The sequence below is a fragment of the Flavonifractor sp. An4 genome, assembly GCF_002161755.1.
In the GTDB taxonomy this organism is placed as follows: Bacteria; Bacillota; Clostridia; order Oscillospirales; family Oscillospiraceae; genus Flavonifractor; species Flavonifractor avicola.
In genome coordinates, this window is record NZ_NFIL01000015.1 from 55543 (window position 1) to 67560 (window position 12018).

Annotated in this window: 10 protein-coding genes; 5 read left to right on the forward strand and 5 right to left on the reverse strand. The window is 59.8% G+C overall.

The annotated features are described in order from the left end of the window. Positions 1-155: 155 nt before the first annotated feature. The 3 genes from argS to murI all read right to left on the reverse strand — a co-directional run bounded on the left by argS (position 156) and on the right by murI (position 3446). The gene (gene argS / locus B5F94_RS08365) at positions 156-1904 is read right to left on the reverse strand and encodes an arginine--tRNA ligase (RefSeq protein ID WP_087329340.1); all 1749 of its coding nucleotides are present in this window, start codon (positions 1902-1904) and stop codon (positions 156-158) included. Between the two features lie 194 nt (positions 1905-2098). Next, positions 2099-2542 carry a DUF1934 domain-containing protein gene (locus tag B5F94_RS08370; protein ID WP_087329342.1) on the reverse strand — a complete coding sequence of 148 codons (444 nt, stop codon included), beginning with the start codon at positions 2540-2542 and terminating at the stop codon, positions 2099-2101. Between the two features lie 88 nt (positions 2543-2630). After that, positions 2631-3446: a glutamate racemase gene (gene murI, locus B5F94_RS08375; protein ID WP_087329343.1), complete on the reverse strand. Its 816-nt coding sequence runs from the start codon at positions 3444-3446 to the stop codon at positions 2631-2633. 183 nt (positions 3447-3629) lie between these two features. Between murI and B5F94_RS08380 the strand changes: the two genes are divergently transcribed. Further along, on the forward strand, positions 3630-4046 hold the full coding sequence (locus tag B5F94_RS08380) for a hypothetical protein (RefSeq protein WP_087187848.1): 417 nt from the start codon (positions 3630-3632) through the stop codon (positions 4044-4046). Between the two features lie 39 nt (positions 4047-4085). Here B5F94_RS08380 and B5F94_RS17035 read toward each other — a convergent pair whose 3' ends face one another. Further along, a complete protein-coding gene (locus B5F94_RS17035) occupies positions 4086-5507 on the reverse strand; it encodes an AAA family ATPase (RefSeq protein ID WP_087329345.1) in 1422 nt (473 codons plus the stop codon). 178 nt (positions 5508-5685) lie between these two features. On the opposite strand from B5F94_RS17035, the gene B5F94_RS08390 reads away from it, so the two are divergent. Further along, entirely contained in the window at positions 5686-6636 is a 951-nt protein-coding gene (locus B5F94_RS08390; RefSeq protein WP_087329347.1) for an Ig-like domain-containing protein, read from the forward strand. Between the two features lie 292 nt (positions 6637-6928). On the opposite strand, the gene B5F94_RS08395 is transcribed toward B5F94_RS08390, so the two are convergent. After that, on the reverse strand, positions 6929-8041 hold the full coding sequence (locus tag B5F94_RS08395) for a 5-bromo-4-chloroindolyl phosphate hydrolysis family protein (RefSeq protein WP_087329349.1): 1113 nt from the start codon (positions 8039-8041) through the stop codon (positions 6929-6931). A gap of 363 nt (positions 8042-8404) precedes the next feature. Between B5F94_RS08395 and B5F94_RS08400 the strand changes: the two genes are divergently transcribed. The 3 genes from B5F94_RS08400 (at position 8405) to B5F94_RS08410 (ending at position 11859) form a co-directional block, all read left to right on the forward strand. Further along, a complete protein-coding gene (locus tag B5F94_RS08400; protein WP_087329351.1) occupies positions 8405-10303 on the forward strand; it encodes a VanW family protein in 1899 nt (632 codons plus the stop codon). 74 nt (positions 10304-10377) lie between these two features. Next, positions 10378-11055, forward strand: coding sequence for a DUF2461 domain-containing protein (locus tag B5F94_RS08405; RefSeq protein WP_087269249.1), 678 nt, complete (start codon positions 10378-10380; stop codon positions 11053-11055). Positions 11056-11133: 78 nt separating this feature from the next. After that, positions 11134-11859: a polysaccharide deacetylase family protein gene (locus tag B5F94_RS08410; protein ID WP_242965639.1), complete on the forward strand. Its 726-nt coding sequence runs from the start codon at positions 11134-11136 to the stop codon at positions 11857-11859. Positions 11860-12018: the final 159 nt, after the last annotated feature.

Here is a 12018-nt window from a genome sequence, read left to right on the forward strand (position 1 = left end):
TAAACAGATTCCATATCCCTCTGATTCGTCTGTTTTTGAAACATTCAGCACAGTTTCAGGTAGACATAATATTCTTGTATCATCGCGGTTTCTTCTTGGACGAAAATTTACAAAAAAAGATCCCGCCTTTTTGAAAAAAGGCGGGATCTTTTTCCTTACATCTTTTCAGGAGCGGTAACGCCGATGAGGGCCAGGCAGTTGGCAATGACGGAACGAACGGTGTCCGCCAGCTTGAGGCGGGCGGACAGCAGGCCGGCCTCCTCCCCCTTGATGCGGCAGGCGTTGTAGAAACGGTGGAAGTCGCCGGCCAGGGTAATAAGGTAGCGATTGACGTGGGAGGGGTCATAGTCCCGGGCGGAGATACGGATCACCTCGGGCAGCTGGGACAGGGTCTTGATAAGGGTCTTCTCCTCCGCCGTGGTAAAGAGGGTGGCGTTGACCGCCCCGGCGTCGGGCATTTGAGCACCCTCTTCGGTGAGGCGGCTTACCAGGGAGCAGATGCGGGCGTGGGCGTACTGGACGTAGTACACCGGGTTATCGGAGTCCTGCCGCACCGCCAGATCCAGATCGAAGTCCAGGGCAGAGGTGGAGGACCGGGAGTTGAAGAAGAACCGGGCGGCATCCACGCTGACCTCGTCCAGCAGGTCCCGCAGGGCGATAGCCTTGCCGGAGCGTTTGGACATCCGGACGGGCTGACCGTCCTGCAGCAGATTGACCAGCTGCATCAGCACCACTACCAGCCGGTGGGAACCGTCCAGGCCCAGGCCGTCCAGGGCAGCCTGGAGGCGGGCCACATGGCCGTGGTGGTCGGCGCCCCAGATGTTGATGGCCTTGGAGAATCCACGCTTCTCCAGCTTGTTGCGGTGGTAGGCAATGTCGGCGGCGAAGTAGGTGTAGAAGCCGTTGGCCCGGCGGAGCACATCGTCCTTCAGGTCCAGCTTGTCCACCTGCTCCTGGGTCTTGCCCTCAGCCATGAACTTCCGCTTGAGCAGATCGGTGGTGTTGAGCCACAGAGCGCCGTCCTTTTCATAAGTCCAGCCCTTGCCGGCCAGCATCCCCACCGTCTCGGCCACATAGCCGGAGCTGTGGAGGCCGGACTCCAGGAACCACTCGTCGTACTCAATCTGGTAGCGGCGCAGATCAGCCTTCATCTTGGGGATGTTGACGGACAGGCCGTACTGGGCCATGGCCTCCTGCCGCTCCTGCTCCGGCTTGTCCTTCCAGTCGGGGCCGTGCTGGTCGTAAAAGGCCTGGGCCAGCTCCTTAATGTCGTCGCCGTGGTAACCGTCCTCGGGGAAGGGATAGTTCTCCTCACCCAGCACAATCTGGAGGTACCGGGCGTCGATGGACATGGCGAACTTGTGGATCTGATTGCCTGCGTCGTTGACGTAGAACTCACGCCACACATCATACCCGGCCCGGGTAAGCACACTGGCCAGAGCGTCACCCAGCACACCGCCCCGGGCGTTGCCAATGTGCATGGGGCCAGTAGGGTTGGCAGAGACAAACTCCACCATCACCTTCTCGCCGTGGCCCTCGTCCACCGCGCCGTAAGTGTTGCCCTCGGCCTGGATATCGGTGAGGACCTCGCCGTACCATTTGCTGCCCAGGGTAAAGTTGAGGAAGCCGGGGCCGGCGATCTCCACCTTATCAAAGAAGGTGTCCGCCAGATCCAGATTATCCACAATGGTCTGGGCGATCTGCCGGGGGGCCTTGTGGAGGGCCTTGGCGCCCGCCATGGCAAAGGAGGAGGCGTAGTCTCCGTGGGTGGGGTCCTTGGGGATCTCAATGGTGGCCTTGACCTCCGCCCCTGCGGGCAGCAGGCCTTGGGCCGCGGCCTTCTCATAAGCCGCCTGGGTCAGCTGGGCGACCTGCTCCCGGGCCGCCTGGATCATATTGGACATATCTATCACCTTTTCTTTTACTTCTCAAAAATGCAGGCATTTTTGGGAGAGAATGCAGCCCGCCGCGCGCGTCCTCTGTTCGCTAAGGCGGCCAGATCCCACACTTGGGGGCTGAGAGGTGTTTTTCCCGAGGCTCATGTCCCCGGGAAAAACGGATTTTTATTGCTCCGTTTGGGGATGAATCTGCCGGGGTTTTACTGCCGGATGCTGCTTCCCTTCTGCCGTACCCGGATGTGGAAGAGATTTTCCCCCGCCACCGAGTGGTCAATCTCCAGGGCATAGTTGATCTCAATGCTGCCCCCTACCGGGCTGAGCTGGGTCCGCATCTTCTTGGTGTTGATGCCCACCGCCAGAGCGCCGTAGGGCGTGTTGTACATGGACAGATGCCGCCGCCCCTCCTCAAATACCATCTGGGAGTTGACCTCACCCACCCGCAGGAGGGTTACCCGCTCGGGCTCGATCTGGAAGGTGGTAAGGGTGCCCTCCAGCCCGGTGAGCTCGCTCTCCTGATAGCTGAGGGTGTAGCCGTCCTCGCCATCGGGGGACAGTCTGCCCTCGGTCACCAGCTCGATGACCTCCGGCTCCTGATCCTCAAAGGACTGCTTGCCCTGAATGGATATGATAACGTTGTTCTCCATGGTTCTGTGTTCCCTCTTTATCGGCCCTTCCGGCCGCAAATTGCACCATATTATATCCAATTCCCGCCCCAATGTAAAGGGCTGGTTTTCAATAGCAGCTGATATCCACCTGGCCCACGGTACCGGTGACGTCCCAGCCCAGGAAAATGGAGGCCAGCCGGGAGAAATCCTCCTGCCGGTCGCTGACAAAATACCGGCAGCTGCCTCCCTCTGTCTTTCCGGACAGGGCGCCGCCGGCCGTCAGCCGGGCGGCGGCGGCCCGGGCGCCCTCCGCTCCGGCGTTGACCAGCCGGACCTGGGGCCCCATCTGGGCGGCGATCACATCCTGGAGCAGAGGATAGTGGGTACAGCCCAGTACCAGGGTATCCACCCCCGCCTCCTTCAGGGGGGCCAGATACTCCCCCGCCACCGTCTCGATGACGATATCGCCGGGTCGGAAGCGCCCGTTCTCCACCAGGGGCACAAAGAGGGGGCAGGGCTGGGCGGTCACCTGGGCCGCCGGGTCGGCCTTGCGGATGAGGGCCTCATAGGCGCCGCTGCGGATGGACGCCTGGGTGCCGATGAGTCCGATCCTGCCGTTTTGCGTGGTTTCCGCGGCGGCGGCGGCGGCAGGGGCCACCACACCCAGCACCGGGATGGGGTTCTCATTGGCCAGGATGTCCAGGGCCGTGGTGGATACAGTGCCGCAGGCAATGACGATGAGTTTCAAATCAAAGGTACGCAGAAAAGCCACATCCTGGCGGGCGTACCGGATGATGGTCTCCTTGGAGCGGCTGCCGTAGGGCACCCGTCCGGTGTCTCCGAAATAGACGATATCCTCCCCTGGCAGCAGGCGGCACAGCTCCCGCACCGTGGTCAGGCCGCCCAGGCCGGAGTCAAATACGCCAATGGGTCGACTGTCCAAGTCGTTCCCTCCTTGTAATACTATGGTTCTTTTAATGATAGGGGAAACAGGGCAGGAAAACAAGGGGTTATTTTCACATTTTTCCCTCCCCGGTTTGACATTTCTTCGGGGGTGATTATAATATGAGAGTGGGGTATGGTCCCTCCTGCCCCAACGTCATGACAGCGAGGAGGTCGCATTGGTATGAAGCTGGAACTGACGACCAAGCAGTTTCGCCGTCTGCTGGATATGGCCTATATCGGCAACTGGATCTTGAATTCCACCCGGGGCGACGACCGGTTCAGGGACTATGACGAGGTAGAGAGCCTGCTCTTTGCCAAGGCCCGGGCGGAGGGAATGCCCACGCTGGCCGAGGACTGGCAGGGCGAAGTGGTCCCCTCCCGCGCCTTTGCCGAAGGCGGCATCCACGAGGCCATCATGGAATACGAAAACAATGTGTTCTTCGATATTCTGGCGGAGGACCTGGCCCGCCGGGACATGGACGACGCCCCTATCGATGAAAGCAATTATGACGAACTGGCCAGCCGCATCGACGCCTATATCGCTGAATTTGAGGAACACGGCACCGATAACATCCTGGTAGACAGCGATCACCTGTAAGACGGCTCAAAGCCCCTGCCAATATGGCAGGGGCTCTTTTTATGCCTCCGGCTGATCCTCCTTCAGATCCTCCACCGTCAGCGCCATCAGCTCCTCCTTGCCGGGAGCCTCCAGCGCAGCCACCCGGTCAGACTGCCGGGCCACCGCCCGCTCGAACAGATTGCGCACGTCCCGGGCGTTGCCAAAGTTCTCATCCCGCTCTTCATACAGAGTTTCAAAATACTCTTCGGCATACTTCCGGCTCTCATCACTGAGGGTATATCCATTTTTCCTGCACATGGAGCAGAAGATCTCCATGAGCTGTTCCCCATTATAATCCTCAAAATAGAAATACTTGTTGAACCGGCTCTCCAAACCGGGGTTGGCGTGGAGGAAGCGGTCCATCAGCTGGGTGTAGCCCGCCACGATGACCACCAGATCCGCCCGGTGATCCTCCATTCCCTTCAACAGAGTCTCAATGGCCTCTCTGCCAAAGTCGTTGGGGTTGTCCTGCCCCGCCAGGGCGTAGGCCTCGTCGATGAAGAGCACGCCTCCCAAGGCCTTCTGAATCACCTCGCTGGTCTTGATGGCGGTCTGTCCAACGAAGCCGGCCACCAGACCGGACCGGTCCACCTCCACCAGCTGTCCCTTGGACAGTACGCCGATGGCCTTGTACAGCTGGGCCAGCAGCCGGGCCACCGTGGTCTTGCCGGTGCCCGGATTGCCCATGAACACCAAATGAAGGGACAGGGGCGGCACCGGCAGCTCGTGCTCCTGCCGCAGCTTGCGCACCTTCACCAGGTTGACCAAACTCTTCACGTCGGCCTTCACCTTTTCCAGACCGCACAGCTCATCCAGCTGTGCCATCAGTTCCTCCAGAGTAGGCTCCGGCTCCGCTGGCTTGTCCTCCTCCTTTTGCTCCGCTGCCGGGGCGGTCTGAGGCATTTGGGGGGTGGGCCTGCGGGTCACAAAGTCCCCCACGTCCAGAGGCGCCTTCTCCCCCTTCAATCCCTCCTGATCACACAGGGCGGAGAGGGTATCGGCGCACTGGTTGACAAACCCGGCCTCGGCCTCGCTGACCTGATCGTCCACCGCGGCAAAAAGCAGCAGCATTAGAGTAGTCAGATCGATGAACCGGCGGGCCAGGCTGGTGCCCGATACCTTGTCGCAGGCCCGCATCCGGTTGAAAAATTCCGGCGGCCGGAATCCGGGATAACCCGCCACGGCCGAGGACAGTTCCCAAAACAGCACCGATGGGGCCGGATTGCCCTTGGTGTAGATGGCGTTGTAAAATTCCACATATCTGGGTGTGGGAGAGGCCCCATCCCGCTGCCACAGGCCCAGAGCGCAGGCACGAAAGAAGGGATCGGCCTCCCGGCCAAACCGCTCCCGCAGCACCTGGTCCGGAATCTGACGCCGGAACGCGGCCACAGCTTCGCTGTACTGTTTGTGGGCTTCCGCAGCACTGATGGAACCTTTCATATGCTCTGCCTCCCCTGCCGTTCTGCCTGCTATTATATCCAATTTGTTTTGACGGTGCAACCCCGCCCATCAGTTGACATAATTGTTAAAAAACTTTTATATTTCCTGAAGTACCGTTGACGGGCTGCGCGTCGGCGTTGTACAATAGACACAAGAATGTCGATTGGAGGGATTTCCTATGGCATCCAGACGAAGCAGGGACGACCGTCCCAAAATGATTCATTGCGAATACTGCGGCGAAGACTACGCCTCTACTTATAAGCACTGCCCGTTCTGTGACGAGATTCCGCTGGACGACGAGGACTTTGACGGCGATGAGGATTCCCCCCGCCGTACCCGGGGCGGCAAGCGGCTGGTGACCAACACCAGAGGCGGCGGCTATGGCCGCGGCCCCTCTCCCCTCCGTCTGGTGGGGATCATCGTTTCTCTGGCTATTATCATCGCGGCGGTGATCATTGTGATCTCGGTGATCATTCCTCTGGTGACCAAGGGCGGCTCTGTGGACGATCCGTCCGGCGTGGAAAGCGTCATGCCCACCGACTCCGCTCAGCCCAGCATAGAACCCACCGAATCGCCCGATCCGTCGGAGACCATTCCCGCCGACCAGACGGCCACCGACTTCACCCTGAGTCTGACGGAGTTCTCCCTCAGTAACCGCTATCCCGATCCCATCACCCTCACCGTTACCTTTATCCCTGAGGGTTCCACCGGCACCATCACCTGGACCAGCAGCGATCCCGAGGTGGTCAGCGTGGATGAGACCGGCAAGGTAAGTGCCGGGACCAAGACAGGCAACGCCACCATTACCGCCACCATGCCCGGCGGCGTGACCCACACCTGTCTGGTTCACAACTCGGTAACTACCGGCGGCTCTACCACCACCGGCTCCGGCACCACTACGTCTACCTCTCTGTCTCTGAGCCGGACGGATTTCACCCTGAGCAAGACCTACCCCTCCTTCCAGGTGAAAGTGAGCGGCACCTCCTCCACCCCCGTGTGGAGCATTGGCAACAGCGCCGTGGCCACCGTGTCCTCCAACGGCACCGTGACCTATGTGGGCAAGGGCACCACCACCCTGACCTGCACCGTGGACGGCCAGACTCTGACCTGCACCGTACGCTGTACCTGATTCAAATAACAAGGAAGCCCCGGACGGCGATGCCGTCCGGGGCTTCCTTTGTTTGTTTGGAGGATTCCATCTGTATCTCATCACTCGGCAGCGCCAGGTGTTGTTTTTGGTCTGCCCCCACAGCCGGGGGGCAGTCACAAGGGCGGGCCGGTCTGTTGAACGCGCTCTGGATGGCATTTGTCCTCCGCACGCTCCCGGCGCGGCGCCCTTGCCTTCTTGCTTGGCTGTGCCTATAAGATACCACAGCCGCCCTGTCGAGTGATGGATAATTTTTGGACCTTATGTAAACGTTTTATGAAGTACCCTTCTGTCCGAAGTCCATGCCGCCGGACAGGCCGTCCTTCTCCAGCATCCGCTCCAGCACCTCCACGTCGGCGGTGATGTCCATGGTGTCCACCTCAAAGAGGCGGTCCAACTGCTTCTCGAAGCCGTCCACCACCTTGTCCATCATACCCTCAATGCGGGCCTTGGCAGTACGGATGTTCTCTCCCTCCACACCCTGGTCCTCCATACGGGCGTAGGCCTTAAGGATCTTCAGGGTGGTGGGCAGATAGTAGTTGAGGAAGGAGCGCAGCTGCCCCTCCTTGCTGGGATTCTGTTTTACATAGCCATAGATCTTGCTGGTGATCTCCCCGATCCGGTCAATCTTGCGGCTCATCTCGGGGTCGTCGATGTCGTCGTTGAGGCGGCGGATCTCCCGGAGTACCGCGTCGTCGTCCCGGATATCCAGGGGTTCCTCCTCTTCCGGGCTCTGGTCCTGAGTCTCTTCCGCCGATTCCGGCTCATCCTTCAGGCCCTCGTCGCTGAGGATCAGCTGATAGGAGGACATATCCAGATATCCCGCGGGCAGGATGCCCCGGTCCAGCATCTCCTGCAAATCGTTGCACGCCTTGCGCACAGGCACCGGCATGGCGTGGGCCAGCTGTACCACCGACACGCTCTCCCTCCGGCCAATGAGGGCCAGATATTTCCGGAACCGCCGGATCTTACGGGTATTGAGACTGCCCGCCAGCATAAGGGCCAGGCCACCGGCACACAGACCGATCACCGGAGACATGGCTGCCAGCGACAGAGGGAAGCCCATGATGCTGCTCACCACCGGCAGTCCCGCCGCGGTGGCAATGCCGAAGATAACAGCCATGATAGCTCCGCCGATGGTCATGGCCTTGCCTTTCCCAAGGCCCAGCCCTCTGCCCGCCGCCCCTGCGGGTGGGGTATGAAATCCCTGTGTACCAGGACTGGGCCCCAGATAAGGAAACTGCGGTCTGCGGCCCAGCGCGTTCAGCTTGCGGAACAGCAGGATCAGTCCCACAAACCACAGCGGACTGATCAACAGGATCAGCGTCACGATCCAGGAACCCAGATCCCCGTTCCCGTCCGGACGTCTGTATCGGTCATATGACATGGATACCGCCCCTTTTGCTCTCTAAAGTCAAAAAATGTTGTCATTCCATCACAAAAGTGTCAAAGTTTCGCTGGATATGATCCGCTGGACGGGCCATGCTGTAATAGCGGACAATCGCCGATATGATCCGCCGTCCAGGTGCATATAATCATACACTGAATCCGCTTTTCTGTAAAGCGATTTCCGCCGCCGGACCATGTAACCAATCTGTAATTGCTTTTCTCATAGGAAACACCTATAATATGGGTTACTGAATCATTTTTGATGCAGCCCGGCAGTTTCTGCTGTCTTTCTGGTAACGATCTGCCGGATTTTCTGCCCAGGCCCCAGGCCGGGCAATTATACGAGTTGGAGTGATCGAATATGGCACAAACAGCGGGCAAGCGAACCGCTCAGGCCGAAAAGCCCAGGGGCGGTAAGATCGCCCTCATTGTGGCACTGGCGGTGGTCGTCATCCTGATTGGCGGCTACCTCATTCTGTGCGCCGCCGCGGGCAGCGGCACTTTCCTGCCCAATACGACCGTCGCCGGGATCGACCTGGGCGGTCAAACCCAGGAACAGGCCCTGGATACCCTCAAAACCCAGCTGCCTGACCGGCTTTCTCAGCTCTCCGTATCCTTTGTGTGCGAGGGGCAGGAATTTACCATCCCGGGCAGCGACGCCACGGTGGATGACCAGGCAGTGGAATCCGCCCTCCAGGAGGCCCTGGACCAGCAGTCCGGCAGCTTCTTCACTCGCGGCGCCCAGTATCTGGGAGCCATCACCGGCGGCACCCATTATTCCGTCCCTGTGACCCTGAAGGACACCCCCGCCGTTGTGAGCGAGGCGGTGAAAAAATACGCAGACCCGGAGGCTCAAACCACTTGGGAGGTGTCCGGCGATCAGCTGGTGTTCCATAAGGGTGTCACCGGCCGCACCATCGACGTAAACGCCCTCACCGACGCCGCCGCAGAGCGCTTTACTCAGCTGCTCAACGACAGCAGCACCGAAAATGCCCCCCTGGAGACCCAGGTCACCACCGCCCCTCCCCTGGACCCGGATTTTGATGCCATCCAGAAGGAGGTCACCGTGGAGGCAGCCGACGCCTACTTGGACAAGAGCACCAAGCAGATCGTGCCCTCTGTCACCGGCGTCAGCCTGGATACTGCCGCCGCCAAGTCCGCCCTGGACAGCGCGGCGGAGGGCTCCGATGTCTCCGTACCCCTGACCAAGACCGAGCCCAAAGTGACCACCGCCGACCTGGAGGCCAACCTCTTCAAGGATGTGCTGGGCACCGGCACCACCAGCTGCGCTGGTCCCTCCAATCGCTGGTACAACATCGACCTGGCTGCCAGCCGGGTCAACGGCACCATCCTGCTGCCCGGTGAGGTATTCTCCTACAACGATCTGGCCGGCCCCTATACCAAATCCAGCGGCTATAAGGACGCCGGCACCTACCAGAACGGCCAGAGCATCGACGCCACCGCCGGCGGCATCTGCCAGCTCTCCTCCACCATTTACTGGGTCACCCTGAAGGCCAATCTGGAGACCGTGGAACGATCCAAGCACGCCTTCAATGGCGGCTATATGCCGGTGATCGGCACTGATGCCACCGTCTGGAGCAACCAGATCGACTTTAAATTCAAAAACAGTACCGACTATCCCATCAAAATCGAAACCTATCAGGATAAAAACCACAAGCTCCACGTCACCATCTACGGCACCGATACCACCGGCATCCACGGCGAACCCTACTCTGTTACCGTCTCTACAACTCCTTATAAAAACACCTATAAGCCCGATCCCAACCACCCTGCGGGCGCCGAGCCCCGGCGGGACCCCAATTACTCCCGCTACAACGGCGTCACCGTGGATGTGTACCAGAAGCTGGTGGATAAAAACGGCAATACGGTAGATACCATCTTCCTCTACCGCAACAGCTACAAGTCCTCCGACGCGGTGTACTACTACAACCCCGCCGACGCAGCCCGCTGGGGCATTGATCCCTCTACGGGACTGAAAACACTGACCCCGGTGGAGCCCACACCCACACCTACGGCTACACCGTCGGCTACCCCTTCGGCCACACCCAGCGCAACGCCGTCGGCTACCCCCTCTGCCACACCTTCCGCAACACCCAGCGCAACGCCGTCGGCTACCCCCTCCGCCACACCTTCCGCAACACCCACTGCCACGCCTCCACTGGAAATCACGACCACACCCGGCCCCGGTATGCTGCCTGAGGACAGCGCGGCGCCCGCAGCGGAGACTCCCGCAGCCTGATACAACCTTCTGCAAGGCCCCCCGCCCGGCGGGGGGCCTTGCTTGCCCAAATACGAAATGAGAAAGGAATTACTATGTTTGAAGGATTTTCCGGGGCCACTGTGGACTTTATGTGGGGCATCCGCTTCAACAATGAAAAGTCCTGGTTTGAGGCCCATAAAGAGGAGTACCTCACCCACTTCCAGCGCCCTATGAAGGAGCTGGCCAACGAGGTATACGCCCGTTTTCTGGACAAGCACCCCGACCTGGATCTGGTGTGCAAGGTCTCCCGCATCTATCGGGACGCCCGGCGGCTCTTTGGCCGTGGCCCCTACAAGGACCACCTGTGGATGAGTTTGGTTCGCCCCCATGTGGAAGCTGGCTCCGAGCCGGTGTTCTGGTTTGAACTGGAGCCGGAGGGCTGGTCCTGCGGCATGGGGTTCTGGATGGCTCCCGCGGTAACCATGGCCAAATTCCGGGCCCGGATGGACCGGGACCCCAAGCCCATGGAGCAGCTGACCCGCCGTCTCAATAAACAGGACCAGTTTATCTTGGAAGGTACGGACTACAAACGGCCCAAGGCTGCGCCCTCCCCCCTGCTGCAGCCCTGGTATGATAAAAAGAGCTTTGCCATCTCCCACAGCGCCCCCCATCAGGATCTGCTGTGGAGCCATGAACTGGCCGATGTGCTGGTGGACAGTTACGAATTCCTGCTGCCCTATTACCAGTACATTCTTTCCCTCAGCGGCGATCCCGATCCCCGCCAGGCCTGACTGACAGATTTTGTGTGAAAACTTCCCCGCCGCCCTGCACATACTATGCCACACAACGGCGAAACGGGGGCGAGGGGCGTGAGTCAGCTTCAAAAGCGGTGGATGGTGGTCATTCTGGCAGTTTCTATAGTCTGTCTGACCTTCTCCCTGGGTGTCCGGCAGAGTGTGCTGTCGGTTGACGCCCCCACCCAGCTGCCTCAGCAAAAGCTCATTGCACTCACTTTTGACGACGGGCCCCGCCGCTCCACCACCACCCGCCTGCTGGATGGTCTGGCGGAACGAGGCGTAAAGGCCACCTTTTTCCTCATCGGCCGCCAGATTGCTGACAACGCCGACGTGGTAGAACGGATGGACCGGGAGGGCCACCAGATTGGTATCCACACCTTTGACCATGTGCAGCTCACCGACTTGAACCAGACGGATTTTGACGCCCAGGTGGAGTCCACCCGCACCCTGCTGAAGGATCTGCTGGGCCACAACGACTTTCTCCTTCGTCCGCCCTACGGCAAGTGGGATGAGGGCGTAAAAAAGCGGGCGGGCTGTCCCATCATCCTGTGGTCCATTGATCCGGAGGACTGGGACGACAAAAACACCGACCGGGTGGTAAATATGGTGGTAAACCAGGCCCGGGACGGCGGCATTATCCTGCTCCACGACATCTATCCAGAGTCGGTGGATGCCGCGTTGCAGATCGTGGATCGTCTCCACGCCCAGGGCTACTATTTCTGCACCATTGACCAGCTCTTTGCCGCCCGGGGACTCTCCCTGGACCCGGGCGAGGTATATTGGAATGCCTACCCATGAACAAAAAAGACCTGCCTTACGGCAGGTCCTTTTTGCAGGTTTGGTGGTACCAAAGTCAACCCCCGGCTATGCCGGGGGTAAAAAATAGCTTATAGCGAGGAGGAAAGTAGAAAAGTAAAAAACTCCCTGATAAGGTAGGAGTGGTTTGCCGACCACACA